Source organism: Streptomyces yongxingensis (genome assembly GCF_055597465.1).
This window is the reverse complement of record NZ_CM145717.1, coordinates 6715178-6740957: the sequence shown is the minus strand read 5'-3', so window position 1 is coordinate 6740957 and position 25780 is coordinate 6715178. Positions and strand designations below refer to the sequence as shown.

Annotated in this window: 24 protein-coding genes and 2 pseudogenes; 10 read left to right on the top strand and 16 right to left on the bottom strand. The window is 70.1% G+C overall.

Going from position 1 to position 25780, the window contains the following annotated elements:
* Positions 1-52: 52 nt before the first annotated feature.
* On the top strand, positions 53-2176 hold the full coding sequence (locus tag ACZ6TD_RS29105; RefSeq protein WP_471342928.1) for a peptidase domain-containing ABC transporter: 2124 nt from the start codon (positions 53-55) through the stop codon (positions 2174-2176).
* Positions 2173-3477, top strand: a complete 1305-nt coding sequence (locus tag ACZ6TD_RS29100; protein WP_471342926.1) for a glycosyltransferase — start codon at positions 2173-2175, stop codon at positions 3475-3477. Before ACZ6TD_RS29105 ends, ACZ6TD_RS29100 begins: the two co-directional genes overlap by 4 nt.
* A gap of 75 nt (positions 3478-3552) precedes the next feature.
* Here ACZ6TD_RS29100 and ACZ6TD_RS29095 read toward each other — a convergent pair whose 3' ends face one another.
* The 8 genes from ACZ6TD_RS29095 to clpS form a co-directional block, all read right to left on the bottom strand.
* A complete protein-coding gene (locus ACZ6TD_RS29095; protein WP_471342923.1) occupies positions 3553-4305 on the bottom strand; it encodes an MBL fold metallo-hydrolase in 753 nt (250 codons plus the stop codon).
* Positions 4306-4505: 200 nt separating this feature from the next.
* Positions 4506-5456, bottom strand: a complete 951-nt coding sequence (locus tag ACZ6TD_RS29090) for a PLP-dependent cysteine synthase family protein (RefSeq protein ID WP_471342921.1) — start codon at positions 5454-5456, stop codon at positions 4506-4508.
* Positions 5456-5788 (bottom strand): MoaD/ThiS family protein, encoded by a 333-nt coding sequence (locus ACZ6TD_RS29085; protein WP_471342919.1) that lies wholly within the window; start codon positions 5786-5788, stop codon positions 5456-5458. Before ACZ6TD_RS29085 ends, ACZ6TD_RS29090 begins: the two co-directional genes overlap by 1 nt.
* A 92-nt stretch (positions 5789-5880) precedes the next feature.
* On the bottom strand, positions 5881-5997 hold the full coding sequence (locus ACZ6TD_RS29080; protein WP_014061047.1) for a putative leader peptide: 117 nt from the start codon (positions 5995-5997) through the stop codon (positions 5881-5883).
* Between the two features lie 91 nt (positions 5998-6088).
* On the bottom strand, positions 6089-6514 hold the full coding sequence (locus ACZ6TD_RS29075) for a M67 family metallopeptidase (protein ID WP_471342916.1): 426 nt from the start codon (positions 6512-6514) through the stop codon (positions 6089-6091).
* Positions 6515-6594: 80 nt separating this feature from the next.
* Entirely contained in the window at positions 6595-8007 is a 1413-nt protein-coding gene (locus tag ACZ6TD_RS29070) for an amino acid permease (RefSeq protein WP_471342914.1), read from the bottom strand.
* A 211-nt stretch (positions 8008-8218) separates the two neighbouring features.
* The gene (locus ACZ6TD_RS29065) at positions 8219-8830 is read right to left on the bottom strand and encodes a DUF2017 domain-containing protein (RefSeq protein ID WP_471342912.1); all 612 of its coding nucleotides are present in this window, start codon (positions 8828-8830) and stop codon (positions 8219-8221) included.
* The gene (clpS, locus tag ACZ6TD_RS29060; RefSeq protein ID WP_137978163.1) at positions 8830-9141 is read right to left on the bottom strand and encodes an ATP-dependent Clp protease adapter ClpS; all 312 of its coding nucleotides are present in this window, start codon (positions 9139-9141) and stop codon (positions 8830-8832) included. The genes ACZ6TD_RS29065 and clpS overlap by 1 nt, the downstream gene beginning before the upstream one ends.
* Before the next feature lie 83 nt (positions 9142-9224).
* Here clpS and ACZ6TD_RS29055 point away from each other — a divergent pair, with 83 nt between their 5' ends.
* Positions 9225-10559 carry a nicotinate phosphoribosyltransferase gene (locus ACZ6TD_RS29055; protein WP_471342909.1) on the top strand — a complete coding sequence of 445 codons (1335 nt, stop codon included), beginning with the start codon at positions 9225-9227 and terminating at the stop codon, positions 10557-10559.
* Between the two features lie 75 nt (positions 10560-10634).
* On the top strand, positions 10635-11219 hold the full coding sequence (locus ACZ6TD_RS29050; protein ID WP_471342907.1) for a nicotinamidase: 585 nt from the start codon (positions 10635-10637) through the stop codon (positions 11217-11219).
* Positions 11220-11325: 106 nt separating this feature from the next.
* Here the strand turns inward: ACZ6TD_RS29050 and ACZ6TD_RS29045 are convergent, their stop codons facing one another.
* Both ACZ6TD_RS29045 and ACZ6TD_RS29040 read right to left on the bottom strand, forming a co-directional pair.
* A complete protein-coding gene (locus ACZ6TD_RS29045) occupies positions 11326-11640 on the bottom strand; it encodes a hypothetical protein (RefSeq protein WP_086886108.1) in 315 nt (104 codons plus the stop codon).
* 134 nt (positions 11641-11774) lie between these two features.
* Positions 11775-14162 carry an immune inhibitor A domain-containing protein gene (locus ACZ6TD_RS29040; RefSeq protein ID WP_471342904.1) on the bottom strand — a complete coding sequence of 796 codons (2388 nt, stop codon included), beginning with the start codon at positions 14160-14162 and terminating at the stop codon, positions 11775-11777.
* A gap of 319 nt (positions 14163-14481) precedes the next feature.
* On the opposite strand from ACZ6TD_RS29040, the gene ACZ6TD_RS29035 reads away from it, so the two are divergent.
* Positions 14482-14763 (top strand): hypothetical protein, encoded by a 282-nt coding sequence (locus tag ACZ6TD_RS29035; RefSeq protein WP_471342902.1) that lies wholly within the window; start codon positions 14482-14484, stop codon positions 14761-14763.
* Here the strand turns inward: ACZ6TD_RS29035 and ACZ6TD_RS29030 are convergent.
* From ACZ6TD_RS29030 to ACZ6TD_RS29020, 3 genes are all read right to left on the bottom strand, one after another.
* A complete protein-coding gene (locus ACZ6TD_RS29030) occupies positions 14749-15255 on the bottom strand; it encodes an RDD family protein (protein ID WP_470010488.1) in 507 nt (168 codons plus the stop codon). The two genes, ACZ6TD_RS29035 and ACZ6TD_RS29030, sit on opposite strands and share 15 nt — an antisense overlap.
* A gap of 115 nt (positions 15256-15370) precedes the next feature.
* Positions 15371-15955 carry an RDD family protein gene (locus ACZ6TD_RS29025; protein ID WP_471342900.1) on the bottom strand — a complete coding sequence of 195 codons (585 nt, stop codon included), beginning with the start codon at positions 15953-15955 and terminating at the stop codon, positions 15371-15373.
* Between the two features lie 129 nt (positions 15956-16084).
* A complete protein-coding gene (locus tag ACZ6TD_RS29020) occupies positions 16085-17842 on the bottom strand; it encodes an RDD family protein (protein ID WP_471342898.1) in 1758 nt (585 codons plus the stop codon).
* A 322-nt stretch (positions 17843-18164) separates the two neighbouring features.
* On the opposite strand from ACZ6TD_RS29020, the gene ACZ6TD_RS29015 reads away from it, so the two are divergent.
* Both ACZ6TD_RS29015 and ACZ6TD_RS29010 read left to right on the top strand, forming a co-directional pair.
* Positions 18165-19085, top strand: a complete 921-nt coding sequence (locus ACZ6TD_RS29015) for a helix-turn-helix transcriptional regulator (protein WP_471342895.1) — start codon at positions 18165-18167, stop codon at positions 19083-19085.
* 128 nt (positions 19086-19213) lie between these two features.
* The gene (locus ACZ6TD_RS29010; protein ID WP_470010480.1) at positions 19214-20263 is read left to right on the top strand and encodes an NAD(P)-dependent alcohol dehydrogenase; all 1050 of its coding nucleotides are present in this window, start codon (positions 19214-19216) and stop codon (positions 20261-20263) included.
* 118 nt (positions 20264-20381) lie between these two features.
* Here ACZ6TD_RS29010 and ACZ6TD_RS29005 read toward each other — a convergent pair whose 3' ends face one another.
* On the bottom strand, positions 20382-21728 hold the full coding sequence (locus ACZ6TD_RS29005; protein WP_471342893.1) for a hypothetical protein: 1347 nt from the start codon (positions 21726-21728) through the stop codon (positions 20382-20384).
* Positions 21729-21932: 204 nt separating this feature from the next.
* Here ACZ6TD_RS29005 and ACZ6TD_RS29000 point away from each other — a divergent pair, with 204 nt between their 5' ends.
* Both ACZ6TD_RS29000 and ACZ6TD_RS28995 read left to right on the top strand, forming a co-directional pair.
* Entirely contained in the window at positions 21933-22475 is a 543-nt protein-coding gene (locus ACZ6TD_RS29000; protein ID WP_471342890.1) for an ATP-binding protein, read from the top strand.
* On the top strand, positions 22472-22714 hold the full coding sequence (locus ACZ6TD_RS28995; protein WP_471342888.1) for a putative ATP-grasp-modified RiPP: 243 nt from the start codon (positions 22472-22474) through the stop codon (positions 22712-22714). The genes ACZ6TD_RS29000 and ACZ6TD_RS28995 overlap by 4 nt, the downstream gene beginning before the upstream one ends.
* Here ACZ6TD_RS28995 and ACZ6TD_RS28990 read toward each other — a convergent pair.
* Positions 22694-24045, bottom strand: a pseudogene (locus tag ACZ6TD_RS28990) (nuclease/transposase family protein). The gene ACZ6TD_RS28995 and the pseudogene ACZ6TD_RS28990 sit on opposite strands and share 21 nt — an antisense overlap.
* A gap of 177 nt (positions 24046-24222) precedes the next feature.
* Here ACZ6TD_RS28990 and ACZ6TD_RS28985 point away from each other — a divergent pair.
* Positions 24223-24372: pseudogene (locus tag ACZ6TD_RS28985) on the top strand (nucleoside triphosphate pyrophosphohydrolase family protein); the annotation flags it as partial.
* Positions 24373-24401: 29 nt separating this feature from the next.
* Here the strand turns inward: ACZ6TD_RS28985 and ACZ6TD_RS28980 are convergent.
* On the bottom strand, positions 24402-25769 hold the full coding sequence (locus ACZ6TD_RS28980) for an FAD-binding oxidoreductase (protein ID WP_471342885.1): 1368 nt from the start codon (positions 25767-25769) through the stop codon (positions 24402-24404).
* Between the last annotated feature and the right edge of the window lie 11 nt (positions 25770-25780).

Below are 25780 nucleotides of genomic sequence, written 5' to 3'. Positions count from 1 at the left end.
GCCCGCCTCGTCCTGAGGCGGGCGCACTCTTTTCCCCGCCAGGAGTTATTCGGTGAAGTGGCAGAGGTACCACACCCATCAGTCGGGGGACACCGACTGCGGCCCGGCGTGTCTGCGCGCCGTGCTCATGCGGCACGGGGTCGTGGTCGACGCGGCGCTCCTGCGCGAGTCCACGGGACTCGGCGAACGCGGCTCCAATCTGCTCCGGCTGCGCGAGGTCCTGCGGGGTTACGGCGTCGACAGCGAACTCCTCCGGCTGGACACCGACCAGCTGCGGCAGGCCGTACGGCTGGCAGGGCCGACGATCATCCTGCTGGACGAGGACGGTGACCGGCACTTCGTTGTCGTCCACGAGGCCACCGACAGCGGCCACTTCATCGTCGGCGACCCGCTGCTCCAGCGTCCGATGCGCGTCGCGCCCGAGGTCCTCGCCGAGGTCTTCCACGGGGAGGCCCTGGTCACCGACCGGCCGATGGCGCGGCTGCCGCTGGGGGCCCGGATCCGCGCCTCCCGTGCGCAGGGTCTGGTGTGGCAGGCCGCCCGAGCCCATCGGGGGCGGCTCCTGCTGATCCTGGCGGCGACCGTCGTCGTGGCCCTGGTGGCCCTGCTGAACAGCCTGTTCGTCCAGATGGCCGTGGACCGCGTCATGCGGGACGGCTCGCGGCGGGCGCTGGCTGCCATGTCGGCCGAGTTCATCGGGATCGCCCTGGCGGCAGCGGGCGTCCAGTATCTGCGGGGCCGCGCCGTCGTGGCTCTGAGCCAGACGCTCCAACGGCAGTTGTCGGAACGCTATCTGCGCAAACTTCTACGGCTTCCGGCCGGTTACTTCAAAAGCCGCAGAGCCGGTGACCTGGTGAGCCGGATCGACGATGTGCAGGAAATCCAGGGACTCGTCACTGCGGCCTCCGTCAGGGCGGCCATCGACATCTGCGTCGTCCTCTCGGTCGGCGGATATCTGCTCGTGACCGGCCCCTCGCTCTTCCTGTTCCTGATTCCGCCCGCCGCGGTCAACGTGCTCAGCTCCGTCCTCCTCTACCCGCACATCAGGAACGCCGCGGCGGAAGCTCTCCAGCGGGACGCCACACTGAAATCCGAGACGCTCAACTCCCTCCGGGGACACACGGAGTTGACCGGCTATGGCAGGGGCGGCTACGCCTTCGACCGCATGAGCAGGGCGCTGCGGCGCAGAATCGAGTCGGAGACGCGGCTCGGCCGTCTGGAGAACGTCAACTCCGTGATCAAGACGGCCAGCCAGACCGTCTTCACGGTGGTGGCGGCCTGGGCGGGGCTGAGCCGCATGATGTCCGGGGCACTCACCGTCGGCCAAGTCTTCGGATTCCTGACCATGGCCGGCTACTTCCTCGGCGCCATGGACTCCGTCGCGTCCCTCCAGGTGACCGTTCAGCGCACCTCTGCCGCCCTGGGCCGATACCGGGACGTGGTGCTGCAACGCGACGACGCCCGGCTCTCGCTGCCGGCGGAGCAGGCGCAGACCCCACTGGAGGCGGCCGACCTCTCGATCAGGTCCCTGCGGTTCCGCCATCCCGGCGCCCGGCAGGACACGATCAGCGGGCTCGACCTCGACGTCCCGTACGGCGCAAGCATGCTCCTGCGAGGCGCGAACGGCTCGGGCAAGAGCACGCTCCTCACCCTGCTCGCGGGGATGCACCCCGGCTACGAGGGCAGTATCACCCTCGGTGGCGCCGAGATCAGCCATGTCCCATCGGCCGAGTTGCCGCGGCACGTCCTGTACGTCCCGGAGAACCCGGTCCTGCTCACCGCCTCCCTGCGCGAGAACCTGACCCTGGGTGTGCCGCACAGCACGGCCGACATCCTGGATGCCTGCCGCGTCGCCTGCTTCCTGGACGTTGTCGACAGCCTTCCCGAAGGGCTGGACGAGCCGGTGCGGGAGACCGGCGCGGGGCTCTCGCGCGGCCAGATCCAGCGTCTGTCGATCGCCCGCGCCGTTCTGCACGGCCCCCGGGTCTATCTCTTCGACGAGACGTTCAGCGGCATCGACCGGGACACCTTCACCCGGATCTGGGACGCGCTCCGCACAGTCGAGGGGACCAAGATCATGGTCTCGCACGGGCACGTCGGGGACTGTGCGTTCGACCTGGAGCACTCCCTCGCCCCCTCGTCCGACCTCTGCCCGGAAAGTCCTTTGCCGCGATGAAGTTCTCGCACCTGCTCGATCTCGTCCACGCGCCCGGAGGCATCCCCGCCTCCCGACTGGCGTCCGACCTGGCCCTGGTCACCTCCGTATCACTGGACCTCGCGGACACCCCGCTGTCCTCCGCCGACCCCGCGGACCTGGCGGCCGGCTACGCCTCGTATCGTCCCCGTCCGGTGACCGCCGTCGTGCTCACCTCAAATGAGGAGGAGCGCATCGCCGGCTGTCTGAACGCGCTCGCCGACGACGTCGACCACTGCCTGCTGGTCGATTCCGGGTCCGTCGACGGCACCGCCGAGCGGGCGCTGCGCGCCCGCGGCGACGCGCGGATCCTGTCCGCGCCCTGGGCCGACGACTTCTCCCGGCAGCGCAATCTCGCCTTCGGCGAGGTCAGCGACGGCTGGCTGTGCCACGTGGACGCCGACGAGATCCTCGCCCCGTCGCACGCGGGCCGGCTCCGCCGTGCGCTGTCAGTGCTCGACTACCTGCTGCCCGACTCCGATTTCGTCGTCTCCCCCGTCATCGCCGACGTGGGCGGCCCGGTGTACACCAACACCCAGCGGGTGCTGCGGGCGGACGGCCCGTTCCGCTTCCGGGGACGGGTGCACGAGCACCCGTACGACCCCGACGGCCACGCCCCGGCCCGAGTGCAGATCGACGCCCGCTTCGACCACTCCGGGTACCTGCCGGAAGTGGTCGACCAGAGGGGCAAGCGTGAGCGGTACGTCAGGCTGGACCGGCTGGCGCGGGCCGAGGAGCCGGACAATCCGAAGTGGGTGTATTACGAGGTCCGAGACGGGCTCGACCACCGGACAGCGTCCGAGGAGGAGCTGCGCGCGGCGTTCACACTGCTGGCCGCGCACGCGGGCGAGACCGTGCCCGCCGGTCCGCCCGGCTACCGGTCCGAGCGAATCGTCGACTCCTGGAGTCTGCTGTGCGAGCTGGCCCTCGGGCTCGGCGAGGCCGACGCCCTGCGGACCTACGCGGCCCTGCTCGGCGAGGCGGAACGGACCGTTGAGGCCACGTACTACCGCACGCTGCTGGAGTCGAGCCGGCTCCTCGGCCGACTCTCCACCCTCGTCGACGAGATCGGGGAGGTGCAGAGCGCCGAGGAACCGGCCAATCGCCACCTCATGGCCCGTCTGTTCGAACTACAGTCGACGCTGGCCCTCGCCAGCGGCCGCTACGAGACGATCCTGCCCGCGTACCGGAAGTCGGTCGAGCGTGGCGCCGGTCACAGTGTGACCGAGGACTTCGAGATGCTCGCCCGGGTGCTGGCACAGCTGCCGGACCGGGCCGCCTGACCCGGCGCGGTGCCCGCCCTGCCGCGGCTCCCGGAACTGGACCGTTCCGGGAGCCGCGGCAGGGCGGGGCGGGGCTCACACCTCGTAGACCGCCCCCGCCTTGGCCAGCTCCACCGGGCCGCCGAAGACCGCCTGGGCGTCGCGCTGGTTGATCTGGGGGTCCGTCCACGGCGGCACATGGGTGAGCACCAGGGCCCCGACCCCCGCCCGCAGCGCGTGCTCGCCCGCCTGGCGGCCGTTGAGATGCAGCCCCGGGATGTCCTCCTTGCCGTGCGTGAAGGCCGCCTCGCACAGGAAGAGGTCGCCGCCCCGGGCCAGGTCCACCAGGGCCTCACAGGGGCCCGTGTCGCCCGAGTAGACCAGCGAGCGGCCGGCGTACTCGATCCGGAAGCCGTACGCCTCCACCGGGTGGCAGACCCGCTCGGCGCGGATGGTGAAGGGGCCGATCCCGAAGCTGCCGGGCGTGAGCGTGCGGAAGTCGAAGACCTCGCGCATCGACTTCTCGTCGGGCACGTCGGCGTACGCCTGGACCAGCCGCCGCTCGGTGTCCTCGGGGCCGTAGACGGGGATCGCCTCGGCGCGGCCACCGTCGTGCCGGTAGTAGCGCGCGACGAAGTATCCGCACATGTCGATGAAGTGATCGGGGTGGAGGTGGGACAGCAGCACGGCGTCGAGGTCGTAAAGACCGCAGTGGCGCTGCAGCTCGCCAAGGGCGCCATTGCCCATGTCGAGGAGCAGCCGGAAGCCGTCGGCCTCGAGGAGGTAGCTCGAGCAGGCCGATTCCGCGGACGGGAACGACCCTGAGCATCCGACGACGGTGAGCTTCATGAAGCAGGAACCTCCTTGAGGGGTCCCCATGCCGAGGGCCATGGGCGGGTGCGGGGGGTCATGCGGTGCCCACGAGCGTAAGGCGCGAAAGCCCAGGCAGCTCCTCCACGGGCCCGCGTTGTGGGCGGAATCACCAGGACGGAGCCGGGTGGCGCCCGGCCATGCCCCGCCCGGCCATGCCCCCGCCGGCCGATCGGCCCCTACGCCCAGAGCTGGCCGTGCAGCGTCTCGATCGCCTCCTCGGTGGTGGCCGCCGTGTAGACACCGGTGGAGAGGTACTTCCAGCCACCGTCGGCGACGATGAAGACCACATCGGCGCTCTGCCCGGCCGTGACCGCCTTACGGGCGACACCGAGGGCGGCGTGCAGCGCGGCCCCGGTCGAGACGCCCGCGAAGATGCCCTCCTGGGCGAGGAGTTCCCGGGTGCGGGTCACCGCGTCCTCGGAGCCGACGGAGAAGCGGGTGGTCAGGACGGACTCGTCGTACAGCTCGGGGACGAAGCCCTCGTCGAGGTTGCGGAGTCCGTAGACGACGTCGTCGTAGCGCGGTTCGGCGGCGACGATCTGGACGTCCGGCTTGTTCTCGCGCAGGAAGCGGCCGACGCCCATCAGGGTGCCGGTAGTGCCCAGACCGGCGACGAAGTGGGTGATGGAGGGCAGGTCGGCCAGGATCTCGGGGCCGGTGGTGGCGTAGTGGGCACCGGCGTTGTCCGGGTTCCCGTACTGGTACAGCATCACCCAGTCCGGGTGCTGCTCCGCCAGCTCCTTGGCCACCCGGACGGCGGTGTTGGAGCCGCCGGCGGCGGGCGAGGAGATGATCTCCGCGCCCCACATGGCGAGCAGTTGGCGCCGCTCCTCGCTGGTGTTCTCCGGCATCACGCAGACGATGCGGTAGCCCTTGAGCTTGGCCGCCATCGCGAGGGAGATGCCGGTGTTGCCGGAGGTGGGCTCGAGGATGGTGCAGCCGGGGGTCAACCGGCCGTCCTTCTCGGCCTGTTCGATCATATGGAGCGCGGGGCGGTCCTTGACCGAGCCGGTGGGGTTGCGGTCCTCCAGCTTGGCCCAGATCCGTACGTCGGAGGAGGGCGAGAGCCGCGGCAGCCGGACGAGCGGCGTATTGCCGACCGCGGCCAATGGGCTGTCGTACCGCATCAGAGCATTCCCACCCGTCGCCCGGCCACCACCCCAGCAGGACGGGGCTCCGCCCCGAGAGCCCCACCGGCGACGGCGGGCAGGATCGTCACGCTGTCGCCGTCCGAGACCTTGGTGGAGATGCCGTCGAGGAAGCGGACGTCCTCGTCATTCAGATAGACGTTCACGAAGCGGCGCAGCTCGCCGCCGTCGACCAGGCGCTCCTGGATCCCGGAGTGCCGGCTCTCCAGGTCGGCGAAGAGCTCGGCGAGCGTGGCCCCGCTGCCCTCGACCGCCTTCTGGCCGTCGGTGTAGGTGCGGAGGATGGTCGGGATGCGGACCTCGATGGCCATGTCTGGGCTCCTGTCGGAGGGCGGGGTGGACTCCCGGACCGGGAGCGGCCGGGAAGGCGTCGTCGAAGGGCGTCGGGCGTCTCGGGGCGCGCTCAGGCGGCCACGGCGCGGCGCGGACACATCGCGCTGGCGAGCCGGCACAGGTCGACGTGGAGCCGCGCCACGAGCAGCATGCCCGGCGTCTTCTCGCTCACGTCATCGAAAACCATGGACTCATCGTATCGATTCCCGAACCGGGCTCCGGTAGGTGATCCCGCGATACGGACGGGTAGCGACCGTGATGCGAGACGATGCGGCGATTCAGCCACCCGGGACGATCTCCACCTCTTCCTCGGTGACCACGCCGTCCACGATCCGGAAGGACCGGAACTGGACGGGCCCCTCGTCATTGCCGCATTCGGCCGTGGAGACCAGGACGTAGTGGGCACCGGGCTCATTGGCGTAGGAGATGTCGGTGCGGGAGGGGTACGCCTCGGTGGCGGTGTGCGAGTGGTAGATGACGACCGGCTCCTCGTCCCGGTCGTCCATCTCGCGGTAGAGCTTGAGCAGGTCACCCGAGTCGAACTCGTAGAAGGTGGGGGAACGGGCCGCGTTCAGCATCGGGATGAACCGCTCGGGGCGGCCGCTTCCGGCCGGGCCCGCGATCACACCGCACGCCTCGTCGGGGTGGTCGGCGCGGGCGTGCGCGACGATCTTGTCGTGGAGCGCCTGGGTGATGGTCAGCATGACCACACAATAGGAGGCAGGCTCCGGACATTGGTCCGGAGCCCGCCTACTGAGATATGGCGCCCGAAAGGCGATACGGATTACTTGCGCGCGTACTCCGGCTCCGCCTCGGCCGAGGTACCCGGCTGGGCACCCCCGCGCGACTTCAGGAGGAACCAGCCGACCACCAGCAGCACGGCCCAGACGGCGCCCACGTACAGACAGACCCGCGCGTCCTTGTCGTAGGCGATCAGGCCGGTCACACCGATCAGGAAGATCAGCGCCACCCAGCTGAAGACGGCACCGCCCGGCGCCGGGAAGGACGAGGCGGGCAGCCGGCCCGAGGTCACGGCCTTCCGGTACTTGATGTGGCTGACCAGAATCATCGCCCAGGCCCAGATACCCGCGGCCGTGGCCACCGAGGTGACGTACTCGAACGCCTTCTCCGGGACCACGTAGTTGAGGATCACGCCGATGCCCATCAGCGCCACGGAGACGGTGATGCCGACGGCCGGGGTCTTACGGGCGTTGAGCATGCCGAAGATCTTGGGGGCCTCGCTGTTCGCGGCCAGGCCGCGCAGCATCCGGCCGGTGGAGTACATCCCGGAGTTACAGGAGGACAGGGCCGCCGTGAGCACCACGAAGTTGACGATGCCGGCCGCGAACGGAATGCCGATCTTGGAGAAGGCGTGCACGAAGGGGCTCTCGCCGGCCGAGAACTCGGTCCACTTGACGACGGCGAGCAGCACCAGCAGGGCGCCGACGTAGAAGATGATGATGCGCCAGGGCAGGGTGTTGATCGCCTTGGGCAGGGTCTTCTCGGGGTCCTCGGACTCACCCGCGGTGACGCCGACCAGCTCGACGGCGAGGTAGGCGAACATCACGCCCTGGAGGGTCATCAGGCTGTCGCCGATGCCGTTGGGGAAGAACCCGCCGTGCGACCAGAGGTTGGAGGCGGCCGCGGTGTCACCGGCGTCGGAGAAGCCGAGGGTGAGCACGCCCAGGCCGATGACGATCATGCCGATGATCGCGGTGACCTTGACCATCGAGAACCAGAACTCGACCTCACCGAAGATCTTCACCGAGATCAGGTTGACGCCGAACAGCACCACCAGGAAGACCAGGGCGCTGACCCACTGCGGGATCGAGGGGAACCAGTAGTTGATGTAGATGGCGGCGGCCGTGAGCTCGGCCATACCGGTCACCACCCACATCAGCCAGTAGGTCCACCCCGTGACGAAGCCGAAGAACGGGCCGAGGAACTCACGGGCGTACTCCGCGAAGGACCCGGAGACCGGGCGGTACAGGAGCAGCTCACCGAGCGCTCTCATGATGAAGAAGATGACCACACCCGCGAGGGCGTACATCAGGATGATGCTCGGGCCGGCCTTGGCGATGTTCGCCCCGGCACCCATGAACAGGCCGACGCCGATAGCGCCGCCGATAGCGATCATCTGGACCTGGCGACTGCCCAGGCCGCGCTCATAGCCCTCTTCAGGAGCCGCTGAGGTCATATTGCTGCGCCTTTCTCCCTGTGGCGGCTGGCTGCGATCGTGAAGATTTACCACGACCGCCACACTGATCGACTGCGTCGCGTGTGGTGCACGCCACAGGAAGAAGCGGACAAAAGTTGTGATGCGCAACAAAGTTAACGATCGCAGTGATGCGATCGTTATCCGGAGTTGAGCATCCTCTAAACGAACACTCAGTAATTGCCGGAGGAAATCATTCCGGCATGAGCGTCTCGATCAGGGTCTCCTGGAGCCCGCCGAGCCAGAAGTACGCCATGACCATCGGCTTGCGCGGATCGGAGTCCGGCAGCCGCAGCAGCTCACCGCCGTCGTCCTCGTCGGTGACCTCCAGCCGGGTCCCGATGGCCAGCCGCAGGTCGTTGAGCGCGCCCAGCCAGTGCCGGGACCGCTCCGGCGCCAGCTCCAGCACCGCCGGGGCCCCGCCCGAGGAGCCGGGGCCCAGCGCGTCCAGGTCACGCACCACCGTCAGGGCGTCGTCGCGCTTGCGCGCCCGCAGGTCGTTCTCGGTGAAGCGGCGGAACTCCGCGGACGCCTCCCGCGCCTCCTTCTCCTCCCGCGGCCCGAGCTCCTGGTCCGGCGGGGAGTAGGCGTCCGGGAAGAGCCGGGCGAGCGCCGGATCCTCCGGCGGCTTGGTGGGGCCGTCCGCGAAGAGCGCGTCCAGCGGGTCACCGCCCCCGGCGGGCTGGTCGCCCGGGCCGATCAGCTCGGCGAGCTGCATGGCCAGGCTGCGCAGAATGGAGATCTCCACCTCGTCCAGGGCGATGGCCGCGCCGCCGCCCGGCAGCGACTCGAAACGTCCCGACATCAGCGCTCCTGCTGGAGGGTCGCCCACAGGCCGTAGCCGTGCATCGCCTGCACGTCGCGCTCCATCTCCTCGCGGGTGCCGCTCGAGACGATCGCGCGGCCTTTGTGGTGGACGTCGAGCATCAAACGGTGCGCCTTGTCCTTGGAGTAGCCGAAGTAGCTCTGGAAGACGTAGGTCACATAGCTCATGAGATTGACGGGGTCGTTGTGGACCACCGTCACCCAGGGAACGTCGGGTTCCGGCACCGACGAGGGTGCTTCACGGGATTCGGGACGTTCGATCTCCACGGGCGTGACACTCACACGTCCCATGCTGCCACCCGGCACAGGCCGTCGCCTAAACCGGCACCCAGATCTCGTCACTCTGACGAGTACGGGAGGTAGCATCGTCAACCATGGACACTGCGGACTTGGGACTGCCGGTGGACGTACCGTCGACCGCGCTCTTCACCGACCGGTACGAACTCACCATGCTTCAGGCCGCGCTGCGGGCGGGCACCGCCGACCGCCGCTCGGTCTTCGAGGTCTTCACCAGGCGCCTCCCCGAGGGCCGGCGCTACGGCGTCGTGGCGGGCACCGGGCGGGTGCTGGACGCCGTCGAGAACTTCCGCTTCGACGCCGGCGTGCTGGACTTCCTCGCCCAGCACCGGATCGTGGACGAGCCCACGCTCGCCTGGCTCGCCGACTACCGCTTCCGCGGCGACATCTGGGGCTACCCCGAGGGCGAGGTCTACTTCCCCGGCTCGCCGATCATGCGGGTGGAGGGCACCTTCGCCGAGGCGGTGCTGCTGGAGACGGTCATCCTCTCCATCCTCAACCACGACTCCGCGGTGGCCGCCGCCGCCTCCCGGATGTCCACCGCCGCCGGCGACCGGCCGCTCATCGAGATGGGCGCCCGCCGCACCCATGAGCTGGCCGCCGTGGCCGCCGCCCGCGCCGCCTACGTCGGCGGCTTCACCACCACCTCCGACCTCGCGGCCGGATTCCGCTACAACATCCCCACCGTGGGCACCAGCGCCCACGCCTTCACCCTCCTGCACGACAACGAGCGGGACGCCTTCACGGCTCAGGTCCAGGCGCACGGCAGCGACACCACCCTGCTCGTGGACACCTATGACGTCGCCGAGGCGGTGCGCACCGCCGTGGAGGTGGCCGGCAAGGACCTGGGCGCCGTAAGGATCGACTCCGGCGATCTGCTGCTGCTCGCCCACCGGGTGCGCCAGCAGCTCGACGAGCTGGGCGCCAAGAACACCAAGATCGTGGTGACCAGCGACCTCGACGAGTACGCGATCGCCTCGCTGGCCGCGGCCCCCGTGGACGCGTACGGGGTCGGCACCCAGTTGGTCACCGGCAGCGGACACCCCACCAGCTCGATGGTCTACAAGCTGGTGGCGCGGGCCGGTTCGGACGACCGGGACGCGCCGCTGCTGCCGGTGGCCAAGAAGTCCATGGGCGCCAAGACCTCGGTGGGCGGCCGCAAATGGGCCGCGCGGCGGGTGGACGAGCACGGCGTGGCCGAGGCCGAGGTGATCGGCACCGGTGAGGTCCCCGAGGAGCTGGCCGGCCATCAACTGCTGGTGGAGCTGGTGCGCGGGGGCGAGATCGTGGCCCGGGAGCCGCTGGACGCGGCGCGGGACCGGCACATCGCGGCGCGGGCCGGACTGCCGCTGTCAGCGACCCAGCTCTCGCGCGGGGAGCCGGTCCTGCCCACCGAGTACGCGCGGTCCTGAGACGGACGGGTCATGAGCGGAATCGCGGGGCACGCCCACTGCCACAATCGACGCGGAGTGTCTACCCTCGGTGACATGCACCGGGCACTGATCGTCGTCGACGTCCAGAACGACTTCTGCGAGGGCGGAAGCCTCGCGGTGACGGGGGGCGCGGACGTCGCCGCCGCGATCACCGATCTGATCGGGGAGGCCACGCCCGGTTACCGGCACGTCGTCGCCACCCGCGATCACCACATCGATCCGGGCGATCACTTCTCGGACAACCCGGACTACGAGCACACCTGGCCGGTGCACTGTGTCGCGGGCACCGAGGGCGTCGGGTTCCATCCGAACTTCGCGCCCGCCGTCGCCTCCGGCGCGATCGACGGGGTCTTCGACAAGGGCGCGTACACGGGGGCGTACAGCGGCTTCGAGGGCACCGACGAGCACGGCACCCCGCTCGCCCAGTGGCTGCGCGAGCGGGAGGTGACCGAGGTGGACGTGGTGGGCATCGCCACCGACCACTGTGTGCGGGCCACGGCGCTGGACGCGCGCCGCGAGGGGTTCGCGGCGCACGTCCTGCTGGACCTGACCGCGGGCGTCTCCCCGGGCACGACCGAGCGCGCCCTGGAGGAGCTGCGGGCGGCCGGGGTCCAGCTCAGCGGGAAGCCGGTCGTCTGAGGGCGCCGGGGGCGCTCTGAGCGCCTCCCAGCCCCCTTCCCGGCGGCTTCCCGGCTTCCCTGCGGCTTCCCGGCGGCTTGAGCCGCCGCCCACCCGGGCCCCGGCGCTACGAGGCCGGGGCCGGCGGTCTGAGAAGGGCGGCCATGGGATGCCAGAGCTCCCCTCCGCGGTCCGGCGCGGTGCGCCAGACCACCCCGTCGGGATGGTGGAGCACCGCCGTCACCTCGTCGGGTGTCGGCGGCGCGGTGTTGCCGCGCAGATAGACGGCGCGAAGCCCGAGATTGCGGAGCCTGGTCAGGGCTCGCTGGCGGTTCGCGGCGTGTACCAGTACGCGGACGCCACCCTCGCCCAGCGGGCGCGGCAGCGTCAGTGCGACCACCACACTGCCGCCCGGCAGCTTGGTAAATCCTCCGTCGGCCATTGCGGGTCATGTCCCCCGTGAGACGTCGTGTCAACAAGAAGGTCGTAGGGGCATCTAAACGTGAACGGCCGCCGCCCGCTAGGGGGCGGCGGCCGCTACCGCTCTGACCTGCGAAGACGCAGACTGGTGTGGATCTAGGAGGCGGACGGTCCGACCTGGACGGTCATCGTCGAGCCACCCGGGAGCTCCTTGAGGATCTTGATCCGGGTGTTGGTGTCAGTAACCTCGACACTGCCGGTCGGGTTGCTCTTGTCCCAGTACGTACCCTTGTGGTCGTCGAAGACCGGGATGCCGGGCTTCGGCTTCACCTTGGCGGCCTTGCCGTCCTTGTGCAGCGTGAAGCCGTCCGAGGGGAGCCGGCTGAAGGGCGAGTCGTACGCCTGGATCCGGTTGCGCATCAGCGTGCCGTCCGCCCACTTCTCGGCGGCGGGGTGCGCGTCGATCGGCAGGATCAGACCGCTGCCCGGGTGGACGCCGACGTTGTTGTCCGGCTGCGAGGTGTCCCACTGCCAGATCAGCAGCCCGTTCTGGTACGGGAAGTGCTCGACCCAGTTGGGCCGGGTGGAGGCCCAGCCGAAGTTGTACGGACCGGTCTTGAGGGTCGTGTCGTACGACACGTACTGGCGGTTCTCGGCGAGGTAGTACTGCGGGTAGTCCTTGGTGAAGGAGCCGCCGATGCGCGAGAAGCCGTCTCCCGTCCAGCCGTTGTCATCGCCCTCGGCGCCGTCGGTGAAGACCGGGGCGCCGTCCGCGGTCAGGGTGATCGCGTCGGCCGCGAAGCCCTTCTGCGCCACACCGCCGTCGGTCTGGTAGCGGAAGCGCAGGTCGATCTTCTTGCCCGCGTAGGCGTCCAGCGGGAAGGAGAGCTTCTTGTACGCGCCCGAGGTGCCGGTCAGCGCGGGCTTGTCACCGGCGTCGCGCGGGATGGCCTTGCCGTCCGCGGTGCCGTCGATGGGCGTCCAGTTGGCGCCGCCGTCCGTGGAGACCTCGGCGTAGAGGTAGTCGTAGTTCTCCTCGATGTCCCACCAGCCCTGCAGGTCCAGACTGGCCTTGGACTTGCCCGTGAGGTCCACGGACCGGGTCAGGGTGTTCTTGAGGTCGTCACCCATCCCGCTCCACCACTGCTTGGAGCCCTCGGCGGGGGCGACCACCTCGGTGGTGACGGCCTTGGCGGGCAGTTCGACCACCAGCGCCTGCTTGTTCTTGGTGTTGTACTCGGCCACCCCGAGGGTGTGGGTGGACTTCTTACCGGCCTTGGCCGAGGCGTAGTTCAGCCAGCCGAGCTGGAGCTTGTCCCAGGCGTTCATGTCGCCGGGCAGATCGCCGATGGCGTCCTTACCGGTGCCGAGCCAGGATCCCGCGGACATCAGCGACCAGTAGGCGACGGACGACTCCCCCTTGCCGGTGGTGTCGTACTCGTCCGGCAGGCCCAGGTCATGGCCGTACTCATGGGCGAAGACGCCGAGGCCGCCGTTCTCCGGCTGCATCGTGTAGTCGCCGACCCAGATGCCGGTGTCGCCGATCTGCGTACCGCCCGACTTGTTCTCGCCGGGGCCGGTCTTGCCCGCGTCGGTGCCGTACGCGTACCAGCGGTGCGCCCAGATCGCGTTCTCGCCCTGGACCCCGCCGCCCGCGGACTCGTCCTCACCGGCGTGGACGATCTGGAAGTGGTCGATGTAGCCGTCGGGCTCGTTGAAGTTGCCGTCGGCGTCGTAGTCGTAGCGGTCCCACTGGTCGTACTTGGCCAGGTCCGCCTTGATCTGCGCGTCGGTGCGGCCGGCCGCCTTCTGGTCCTTGGCCCACTGGTTGACGCCGTCGCGGATCAGGTCCCAGGCGTTGGCGCAGTTGGTGTCGCCACAGTAGTTGGAGCCGTAGCGGGCCTCGTTCCAGTCGACCTTGACCCAGTCGGAGACCTCGCCGTCCACCGAGTAGCGGCCCGAGGACTGCTTCTCGTAGTACTTCTTCAGGGACTCCTTCTTCTTGTCCTTGGAGAAGTAGAGGTCCTGGAAGTGCTGGCGGTTGTAGTCCTTCTGCCAGGCCGTGCTGTTGTCGTCGGCGCGGTCCGGCTGGGCGATGGTGTTGTGCGCCGGGCCCGGGTCGCCGCCGTACTTCTTCACCGGCGGCTTGGGGCCGTCCCCGTCCGGGTCGTACATGGTGGTGTCGTCCACCTTGTCGCCGAACTCGACCAGGATGGTGAAGATCTTGTCGGTCTTCTCCCGGGCCAGCTCGACGTACTTGCCCTTGCCGAGCTTCACGACCTTGGACGCCCCGCGCGTGGTCGCCTTGGTGTCGCCGGAGATGACCTGACGCAGCGCCTCCTGGCGCTGGGCTTCCCGCTGCTTGCTGTACGGACCTTCGAGGTCGTGCTGGACATCCGTCTTCGCGGGCGCCGGATCATGGCGCTCAACACGCGTAGACGGTGCGTCCGCCTGAGCCATGCCGGTCGAGAGTGCCGCCGCTCCGAGCGCGGCCACCACTGTGGCTATGGCGGCCGATCTGGCCGTCCTCCGTTGGCTGTTCACTCGCTCAGTCCTCCCCTTTCCACACCAGTGCCGGACATTTGACCGGAGTGGCAGGAGAAAAGACAGACCTTGACTTGGACTGATGAGACAAGTACGTTCTGCGATCCCGACGTTCCGTTTAACGGACGGCAACGGGCGCGCCGTGCACGCCGGTTGGCACACCCGATGATTCCGTGCGCCCCCTGTGCAACGGCGCCGTGGGTGAGGTCACGCTTACTTCCGTTCCCCTCGGGCATGCAGGACCGTAGAGTCAGGACTGACGGTGCACTTCAGCCTGACTCATGCCCCCTGCATATCGCCCCTGAGGACGGATCCCGCCATGCCGCGTCCGACTCCTGCACAGCTTGCCTATGGTTCGGCCACCGTCGTTCTCTCGACCTTCGCCATGCTGCTGCTCTCCCAGACCCGATCGGGGCTCGGGGTGGCGGTGGTGACCGTGGTCGGGCTGGTTCTCGGGCTCCTCGTGGCCATCACCGTGCCGGTGGCCCGGATGTCCCGCCCCGGCCGCACCGTCCGCACCAGCCGCCCCGTGGCGGGGTCCGGACCGGCCGACCCGGCGCGGGCGCACGCCCGGGCGCACGCCGACTCACTGCACGGCTGACACCACGACGGTCCGCGCGGCCTTGTCGTGCAGACAGCGCTGGAACGGCTTGTCCCACAGCAGTGAGGCCGAGTTGACCAGCCAGAAGACCGTGCCGACCAGCAGCGGGATGAGCATCCCGGGCAGGACGTAGACCGCCGCGCGGACCCAGCCCTGACCGGCCGGCACATTCCCGTCGGACAGCATCGCCACCCGGATGCGCAGCGCCTTCTTGCCGAGCGTCTGTCCGCTGCGGGCCAGCATGACGCCCTCGTAGCCGAAGTAGAGCGCCATCGTGATGATGAGCGCGAGGGTCACCTTGCCGATGTCCTGCTCGCCCGGGTGGTCCATCGTGTACTGGAGCGCGCCGGTCGCCGTGAGCGCCACCGTCCAGATCGCGCCGAGGATGACGATGTCGATGAGCCGGGCGGCGAAGCGCTGACCAGGGGTGGCCAGCGGGGCCATCCCTGGGGGGAACACAGGCGGGGGCGAGGACAGCGGGTCGGGGGCCATGCCCCGATTACATCAGCGCCGCTGGAGGACCGGAAGCTCAGGGGGGCACCTCGGCGGCTCAGGGGCACCTCGGCGGCTCTGGGGGCACCTCGGGGCCCAGAGGGCACCTCGGGGCTCAGGGCACGGCCGAGACCACCAGCGTCTTGGCCGCCTTGTCGTGCAGGCACTGCCGGTAGGGCCGGTCCCAGGTGCACCACAACACATTGATCAGCCAGAAGAGGAAGCCGCAGCAGGGCACGATCTCGGGCAGGGCGTACACCCCGGCGCGCAGCCAGCCCGCCTGACCGACCGGCGGCCGGCCGTTCTCCAGCATGGCGACCCGGATCTTCATCGCCTTCTTGCCGACGGTCTGGCCGTCCCGGGTCAGCATCAGCCCCTCGTAGAGGAAGTACACCAGGACGTAGACCAGCGTGACGGTGGTCGACCGCGCGTTGCCCGCGACCGGGTCATAGCCCCCGGCGAGCGCGGTCACGACGAGCCCGACCGGAATGCCGATGAGCAGCGCGTCGATGATCCGGGCGGCCAGACGGCGGCCGAGGTGCGCGAGCGGGGGCATCCCGGCGTACGGCTCGGGCCCCGCGGTGTGGTCCCCGTGGTCCCCGTACGGGGAGCCGTTCGCACGCGGTTGTTTCGCGAACGGGTCGCTGCTGTCCCGGTCCCGGGGCTCATCGGGCCCGGGCGGCGGCTGGTCGGTGCTCATGGCCCGAGTCGACCCCGGAGCCGGGACTGTCGCATCCGGCGCGCCCCGTTCGGGCGACCGGGATCGTCCATCCGCCTCAGCCGGGGCGGATGTTCGGTTCGGCGGAGGGCGGCTCAGTCCGCCGAGTGCTCAGTCGGCCGACGCGACGAAGGTGCGGGCCGCCTTGTCGTGCCAGCACTGCCGCCACGGGCGGTCGAACAGGCACCACAGCACGTTCAGCACGCCGATGACGAGCACCCCCAGCACCGAGTAGACCAGCCAGCGGCGCAGCGCGGTGCCGAAGGACGGGGTGTCGTGCTCCTCGATGTCCAGCACCCGCACCCCGCACAGCCTCTTGCCGAGCGTACGGCCCCACTTGGCGGTCGGCAGCGTCTCCAGGACGACGCCGAGGACGAGCAGCAGACCGAGGACGATGCCCAGATAGCCGCTGGTGGTGCCGTCCAGGAAGTAGACCGTGACGGTCTCGCCGCTCTGCTTGGCCGCCTCGACCTTCTCGTCGATGTGGTCGCTCGCCTTGCTCCACAGCGGGAACGCGACGGCGCCGACGACACCGAGCAGCACGACCGAGTCGATCAGCCGGGCGGCGAGGCGGCGGCCGAGCGCGGCGGGCCGCCCCTCGGCCTGGGCGGCCAGCAGGAAGGGGTTGTCGACGGGCGGCTTCCAGGGGATGACGCCCTCGGGCGCGCCCGGGCCCGCGCCGTGCGGGGCCGCCTGGGGAGCGTGCGGGGCGGGCTGCGGCGGGCTCTGCGGCGTGCCGGGCTGCTGGGCGAACTGCCCCTGCGGCTGCCAGGCCGGGCCGCCACCCTGGGCGGGGATACCGCCGAAGGGCTGCGGGGGCTGGTGCGGCTGCGGGGGCTGCTGGGGCTGATGTGTCTGCGGAGGCTGGTGGGGCTGGTGGGGCTGGTGGGGCTGGTGCGGGGGCTGAGCCGGGGGTGCCGCTTCGGCGCCCTTGCGCGCACCGCCGCGGCCGATCGCCCGGATCGCCATCGTCCCGTCGTCGCGGCCGGCCGCCTGGTCCTGCCCCTGGCCCTGGCCCTGACCGGTGGTGGGTGCCGCTCCGCCGCCGCGCCCCACCGCGCGGAACGTCATCGTCCCGTCGCCCGCCGGAGCGGGGGTCTCGCCCTCGTCCGCCGGGGGCAGCTCCGGGGCCCGGCGGACCGGCGGCAGGGCCTGCGTCGAGCGGTCCGCCGTGCGCCCGCTCCCGCCCGCGCGCATGGTCAGCGTGCCGTCATCGCGCCCGGCGTCCTCACCCGGGCCCGCGCGCCGCGGGTCGGGCACCCCGGGCCACTGCCCGGCACCGGGCTGCCCGGCACCGGACTGGGCGCCACCAGGCTGCCCGGCACCGGACTGGGCGTCGCCGGGGGCGTCCGGCTCCGCGCCCCAGGAGACCCTGCGGTCCTGCTCACCCCCGAACCCGCCCTGCTGGGCGGCGTCCGCCTGCCAGGCCGACCCGGCGTCGGGGCGGGTGCCGTGCAGCCGCTGGGGATCGTTCCAGTCCACGGACGCCGGGACCCCGCCGGGCGGCACCGGCTGGGCCCCCATGCCACCGGCCGCCGCCTCGGGCGGCCCGCCCGCGCCCCGGACGTCCATCTCGGCGCTCCGGCGCAGCTCGGGCAGTGCGCTGCCGGTCTCCTCGGCAGCCCGCGGCGCCGGATCCTCGTCCAGGAACATCGGGCCCGTCTCGTCCGGCGGCGGGCTGATCACCTGGGTATGGGTGACCCCGGGCGGCGGCGCGGGCATGGCCTCGCCCTCGGCCGGGGCCGGACGGCTGGTGCCGGGCACCCAGGCGGCGCCGTTCCAGTAACGGATGTAGCCAGGGATGGACGGATCAGGATAAAAGCCAGGGATGGAGCTGCCGTCCGCGGATCCTGAGGTAGGGGCGCTCATGATCTCCGATGTCCCATATCTGCTCGGCCGTGCTGTACTGCGCTGCGCCTTTGCGGTGCCTCGCGGTGAGGGTGGGGCGTAAGCAGTTTGCCGTACAGGAGCCGCAGTGCAACCCGGAGCGCGCGGTCAAGGTCTATCAGACCGGCCCGCCGGCACCAGCCCACCGCTCCCGCCACCACTCTCCCGTGCGAGCGCCACGAAGCCAGACGAGCGGCGACGGCCCGCATGGCCCCCGACGGCCCGCATGGCCCCGCCCCGCCTAGGTTCAGCAGACCTACTCTGGCACGCTCAGACGCCCTTTCCATTGCCAATACTGGAACCCATGGACCGCAACACCGAGCTCAGTGAGTTCCTGCGGAGCCGCAGGGCACGTCTGAGTCCTGGCGACGCGGGCGTGAGCGTGAGCAACGACAGCCCCCGTCGGGTGCCTGGGCTGCGCCGCGAGGAGCTGGCGCAGCTGGCCGGGGTGAGCACGGACTACTACACGCGTCTGGAGCAGGGCCGTCACCTCAATGTGTCGGAGACGGTGCTGGACGCCGTGGCCCGCGCTCTGCAACTGGACGAAACCGAACGTGCGTACCTCTTCGAGCTGACCCGGCCGCGCCCCCGGCGCACGGTGCGCCGCCGGCCGCCCCGCCCCCAGCGGGTGCGGCCCGGGGTGCACGCGCTGCTGCGCACGCTGGACGGGGTCTCACCGGCCTTCGTCCTCGGGCGCAGGGGTGATGTCCTGGCCTCCAACCGGCTGGCCCGGGCGCTGATCATCGACTTCGAGGCGCTCCCGTACCACGAGCGGAACATGGCCCGTTTCATGTTCCTCGACGAGGCGGCCCGTTCGCTGTGGCCGGAGTGGGAGACGGTCGCGGCGGAGATGGTGGCGTCCCTCCGGCTGGAGGCCGGGCGGCATCCCGACGATCCCCGGCTGACCGAGCTCGTGGGCGAGCTCACCATCAAGAGCCCTGAGTTCCGCACCTGGTGGGCCGACCACAACGTGCGGGAGAAGACCCACGGCGTCAAGCTCTACCACCACCCGGTGGTCGGGGACATGACGCTGGCCTACGAGAACGTGACCGTGCCCGGCGATCCCGACCAGGCGCTGTGCATCTACACGGTCGAGCCCGGCTCCCCCTCCGAGGCGGCCCTGCGGCTGCTGGCGAGCTGGACCGCGACTCCCTCGGCCGATCCCGCCGCGCCCTCGTCCGAAGCGCGTCCTTCGGGGGGACCGTCCTCCGACGTCTCCCCCTGATCCCACCCTTTCCCCCGCACACCTTCCCCTTTTCCCCCGCACACCCTCCCCCTCCCCCTTCCCCTTCCTTGCTTCCCCCTTCCCTTCACCATCCCCTTTTTCCTCTTTCGTCACAGGGAGACACGATGATGACCACCAGCGTCACCGCCTACGCGGCCCCCGCTCCGAAGGCCCCGCTGGAAAGGACCACCGTCGAGCGCCGCGCCCTGCGCGAGCACGACGTGCTGATCGAGATCGCCTACGCCGGTATCTGCCACTCCGACATCCACCAGGCCCGCGAGGAGTGGGGCACCGCCCTCTTCCCGATGGTGCCCGGCCATGAGATCGCCGGTGTGGTCGCCGAGGTCGGCCCCGCCGTGACCAAGTACGCCGTCGGCGACCGGGTCGGCGTGGGCTGCTTCGTCGACTCCTGCCGCGAGTGCGAGAACTGCCTCGCGGGCGAGGAGCAGTACTGCCTCAAGGGCGAGGTGCCCACGTACAACGGCAACGAGTACGACGGCGCCCCCACCTACGGCGGCTACAGCACCCACATCGTGGTGGACGAGAACTACGTGCTGCGCATCCCCGAGGGGATCTCGCTGGACGTGGCCGCCCCGCTGCTGTGCGCCGGGATCACCCTCTACTCCCCGCTGGCCCACTGGAACGCCGGTCCCGGCAAGAAGGTCGCCATCGTGGGCCTCGGCGGCCTCGGCCACATGGGTGTGAAGATCGCCCATGCGATGGGCGCCGAGGTGACCGTGCTGAGCCAGACGCTCCGCAAGAAGGACGACGGGCTGCGGCTGGGCGCCGACCACTTCTACGCCACCAGCGACGAGTCCACCTTCACCGAGCTGGCCGGCACCTTCGACCTGATCGTCAACACGACCTCGGCGAACCTCCCGCTGGACGGCTATCTGTCGCTGCTGAAGCTGGACGGCACGCTGGTGCACGTGGGCGCGCCGGAGAACCCCAGCGCGTTCAACCAGTTCTCGCTGATCATGGGCCGGAAGTCGATGGCCGGATCGAAGATCGGCGGCATCCGGCAGACCCAGGAGATGCTCGACTTCTGCGCCGAGCACGGGCTCGGCGCGGAGATCGAGCTGATCGACGGCGAGCGGATCAACGAAGCGTACGACCGCGTCGTGAGCAGCGATGTGCGCTACCGCTTCGTGATCGACATCGCCTCGCTCAAGGCGTAATCACATCGCGCGCCGACAGCGTGATCACATCGCGTACTAACGGTGTGATCGGCTGCTGAGCCGAGGCCGTCCGGACCACCCCCGGGTCCGGGCGGCCTCACCGTCTCAGATCTTTATTTCAAGCTGCCTTCAGATGGGCGACTTCGCGCGCCCGTTCGGTGACGCTGCGCACAACCGGCAGCGACGCATACGGCTTGAGGCCGGTGCACAGGTTCCGCAGGTGCTCATCCCCCCGCGCAGAGCTGATCATCTGGTGCTCGTCGAGAAACTCGTTCCAGGTGGCACAGGCTGCCTCGACGTGCCGCATGGCCATCTGCCGTTGAGCGATCACCCCAAGGCAGTGCACTCGCCCCTGACGTTCTTGGAGGCCGCGGGCGGCGTTGGAGCGGCGCAGGGCCTTGATGCTGCCCGGCCCGTCCTTGAGTGACCACCTGACGTGCGCCTCGTGGAAGTGGAAGGCGGCTTCGTCGTACCCACCCACGGCATCCCGCCGGTTGTCCGCCTGAGCCAGGGCGGCCTCCGTCTCACGCAAGCGCGTCACAGCGGTGTTCCGGTCGCCGGTCATCGCCGCCGCGGCGGCCTGCTGCCCACGCAGGAACGCCACCAGGCGCGGCCCGGATGCGGGCGCGGCCTCCGCCGCCGCGTCCGCGAGTTCCAATGCCTTCGGCCCGTAGCCGAGGTGGGACGCCTGCAAGGACATGCCTCGCAGGGTCCGGCAGTAGGTGACGTGGTCCTCGCCGCTCGCCGCGAGGTCGAGCGCGCGCAGGTAGTACTTCTGCCCGAGCCCTTGCTTCATCTCGTACATCGCCATCCAGCCCGTGAGGTACACGAAGTCCGAGACGGCCGCGAGCATGGCCTTGCGCACCTTGTCCGAGGCGTCAGCGCGCAGATAGGTGCCGATGGTGTTGGTGATGAACGCCGCCGCCATCGGCCGAGCGTGACCAGCTCCGATCTCATCCAGGATCTCGGCGACCTTGTCCGTCATCCTGGTCACGGTCTCAACGTCGCTCATACCGATACGAAGAATGCGCCCCGCGCTGGTGCCCTTCACCCGCTGGTCCGGTTCTCCGGCCAGCTCGTCGTATGTGGGGACCACCAGCGTGGCCGCGTACATAGCCGCGGTCAGCACGCTGCGGCGGGACGGGTCCATATCCGCTCGGCTCAGCGCCATCACTCCCGAAACAACATCGCGCTCTTCGGCCGGACCGTCCCCCCAGCCGACTTCGGCGGACGTTACCGGCCGCCCGGCGAGCCGGGAGAGCGCTTCGAGGATCGCGGGCCGTGCCTGCGGCTTCGGCGTACTGCCGGCGAGCCACTGCGACACGCTCGACTTGTCGTAATGCAGCGTGACCCCGAGTTCTTTTCCGACGGCGTTTGTGCGCCGCGCCAGCTGCGCGTTTCCGATCCCCTCCGTCTGCATCAGGCCCGCGAGAGTCCTGTTCGGCGTGCGCGGTCGTCGTGCCATTCCCACCCCCGAGCTGTGTTCAACCAGTTCAACCGTGCCTCCACTCTGCTCCCTTACCCCGATGCACGCACTGGAGTTGAGTGATTACCGGCCGTTCGATGATCGAGATCGGGCGGCCGGTTGACGGTCGCACCGGTTTCTTCACCCCAACCTCCAAGAAGGACCGGCGCGGTTTTCCCCCGCCCCCTGACCAAGGCGTGATCCATGACGATGACGGCAAGCAGAGCCCGCGCGACGGGATGCCAGGGCTACAGCGAGACCCACCCGCGCAGAAAAGAGACGGCGTCCGTGGCGCGCGGCCTGGTCCGCACGGCGTGCGCCGCGTGGGGCCTCGGCGACGAGACGGCGGAAACCGCCGCGCTGGCGATGTCGGAACTCGTCACCAACGCCGTGAACCACGCCCGGGGGCACAGCCTGCGCGTGATCGTGGACCGCCCGGCGAATGACCGGCTGTACCTGGCGATCGTGGACATGCACCCGTCCCAGGTGCCGATGCTGCGCATCCCCGGCGGCGACGACACCGACGGGCGGGGCCTGGTCCTGGTCGACGTTCTTGCCGACCGGTGGGGCTACGACCTGTTGGGCCCCGCGCGGCGGCCGAACCGTAAGCGCTGCTGGGCAGAAATCAAGGCGGCCCCGTGCCTTGCCCGTGCCCGCCTCCGGGAACGGGGCGATTCGCACCGCACGACCACCGAGGCCACGCCGTCGGGGCGCGGCCGACCTGTCTCAGGAAGGAATGCGGAATGACCACAGTCACCGCTGATGTGAGGGAAGCCTTCCCGCTCGCGCCCGAGGGTGGGCGCATCCCGTACGGCAGCGCACCGCCGAGCGGACCGGACACGCGCCCATGGATTCTCCGTTTCGCCCGCGTTCCCGACGCCACGCAGGCGATCGTGAAGCCGCCGGCCGTCTACGACAACGAGTTACAGATGTCCAGGGGTTTACATGCAAACCCACAACCGTTCCTAAAGACTGAGCGGGAGTGAGTCCTGGTGCCAGGACTGGTGCTCAGCCGTGTGCCCCGAACGGTTGTGGGCACACTGGTCGCCCGCTTTCGCTCCGCGTGCGGCGCCGACGGATCGGGTCCGTGGTCCGGGAATGCGGGGGCGGGTTTCCTCACGCCCTGGGATGCCCGATGCGGCCTGGACGCTCCGATGCCCCACCGCATCGCTCCGGTGCGGTGGGGGCGGTTGCGTCCGTCGCCGGATGCGGGTATCCCAGGGCGCGCCTGCCGATCGCCACCGCTGCCGCGTGATGGCGAGTGGGCTTCCTGTTCTTGCCGGTGAGGGGTTTTTGCCAGTGCTGGGCGCCCCAGCGGCTGGTGTAGGCGGGATCGACGGCCACGACGGTGATGCCCAGCTCGGCGGCCATCGATACCAGCCGTGCCCGCAGCCTGGAGGTGGGCATGCCGCAGATCAGCTTGCGGAACCGCTTCCTGTATCCGTGCTTCTCGCGGGTCTTCTCGGCCGCGAAATCGAGGTCTTCGACCGCGATGGACACCTGGTGGCGCCTGGCCCAGTGCAGGAGGCGGATCAGTGCATGACGCACCTGCGCGTCCTGGTGCGGTGCGCGGCCGGACAGGTCGTAGCCGAACCGGCGCGGCTCGCCGACGGGGTTGCCGTGGACGTCCAGACGCCAAGCGGCCAGGTGGTCCGCGTTCATGTCGACACCGATCAGCCCGCCGGACCGGACCGCCTGCAACGGCACCGTCGTCACCGGCGGAATGTGCCAGGAGGCGGTCACGTACCAGCGGCCACGCTCCACGTCGTAGTGGATGCGGTAGGCCACGGCGCGGTTCGCCACGATGCGGTCGGCCCACTGCTCGCCCCGGTGTCCAAAGCGGACCCGGCAGGCCAGCACGTACCGGCCGTTCGGCGCGTTCGCCAGCCCGGCCAGCGGCGCCGGAAGCTTGATGCTCACTTCCCCGTCCGGCGCGATGCGGACTGTCTCGTTCCCGTACCGTTTCCCCGACTCCCCGTCGGCCTGGAGGAACCAGCGCTCGGCCTCCCACCGCGCACGCCACTGGGCCTCGGAAAGCTGCGCGGCTTGGAGGTGGTGCCGATGGCGCAGCAGCTTCTTTCCACCGCGCACCACCCGCACACGTCCGGCTTCACGGTCGGCCAGCTCCCGCTCCAGCCGGTCCTTCAGGAGGCGCAGGCGCCTTCAGGTCCCGGGAGGCCAGGGAGCCCAGCTGGCCACCGACCAGGCGCAGGACCATCGCGTCCTGCCTACTCAGGCCCTTGAGGCTGGTGCGGACGGCCACACCGGTCGGGCCGGGCGCCACGAACGGGGCAGCCACCTCACGCAAACCCCCCACCTCCACCCCCCTCACGCGACTCGAAAACTTCCCTTCACCACAGCCAACGAGCATCACCCGCAAAGGGTCACGCGTGCGATGCAAGAACTCTCGTTCCCTGCGAAACGCGTTACGCGGTCGCCGATGCTCACGCGCGCATACCAAAATGCGCTCAAGTGCTGTCAACCGACAGCAGCCCCCAACCCTCGCAAGGGCAACAGCCACACATGGGAAGACGTACAGAAAGAGCTCTGCGACGTCATCCTGACGAGCATGGTCGCGCTGCGGGCCATCGCTCCCGATGCCGCCAAGGTGTTCGTCGAGCGCCTCGACCACGTCGCCGCGAGACCCGAGGCGGGGACCTGCCAGGGCCGCCGTCAGAACAGCTTGCCGGGGTTGAGCAGGCCCAGCGGGTCGAAGACCTGCTTGATGCCGCGCTGCATCTCCACTCCCACCGGGCCCAGCTCACGCGCCAGCCACTCCCGCTTGAGGACGCCGACGCCGTGCTCCCCGGTGATGGTGCCGCCGAGCTCCAGGCCCAGCGCCATGATGGCGTCGAAGGACTCACGGGCGCGGCGGGACTCATCGGGGTCGGCGGCGTCGAAGCACACCGTGGGATGGGTGTTGCCGTCCCCGGCGTGGGCGACGACGCCGATGGTCAGGCCGTACTTCGTGGCGATGGCGGCCGTGCCGTCGATCATCTCGGCGAGCCGGGAGCGGGGCACACAGACGTCGTCGATCATGGTGACGCCCTTGACCGCCTCCAGCGCCGGAAGCGTCATCCGGCGGGCCTGGAGCAGCATGTCGGACTCGGCGGCGTCCTCGGCCGGGACCACCTCCGTGGCACCGGCCGCCGTGCACAGCTCGGCCACGGCGGCGAGGTCCGGGGCCGGGTCCGGGGTGTCGAAGGCCGCCATCAGCAGGGCCTCGGTGGACTCCGGGAGGCCCATGTTCCCCATCGCGTTGACCGCGCGGACGCTCGTACGGTCCATCAGCTCCAGCAGCGAGGGGGCGTGGCCGCGCTCCATGATCCGGCAGATGGCGTCGCAGGCGGACGCGGTGGAGGGGAACTCGGCGGCGAGCACGAGCTGTTCGAGCGGGGCGGGCTTGAGGGCGAGGACCGCGCGCACGACGATGCCGAGGCTGCCCTCGGAGCCGACGAAGAGCCGGGTCAGGTCGTAGCCCGCGACGCCCTTGGCGGTGCGGCGGCCGGTCTTCAGCAGCCGGCCGTCGGCGAGGACCACATCGAGCCCGAGGACGTATTCGGCGGTGACGCCGTACTTCACACAGCACAGCCCGCCGGACGCGGTGCCGATGTTGCCGCCGATCGTGCACTGCTCCCAGCTGGAGGGGTCCGGCGGATAGTAGAGGCCCTTCTCCATGACCGCGCGGGACAGGGTCGCGTTGATCACGCCCGGTTCGACGACCGCGATCCGGTCCACCGGGTTGATCTCCAGGATCCGGTCCATCTTGACCAGGGACAGCACGACGCAGCCGTCGGACGCGTTAGCCGCGCCCGACAGCCCGGTGCGCGCGCCCTGGGGCACGATCGGGACGCGCAGCGCGGTGGCGGTGCGGCACACGTGCTGTACCTGCTCGACCGTGCGCGGGAGGACGACCACGGCGGGCGCGCCCGCCTCGCAGAAGCTGGCCATGTCGTTGGCGTAGGCACCGGTCACATCGGGGTCGGTGAGCACCGCCTCCTCGGGGAGGCCCTCCCGCAGCAGCTCGATGAGGTCCGTCATATCTCCAGACT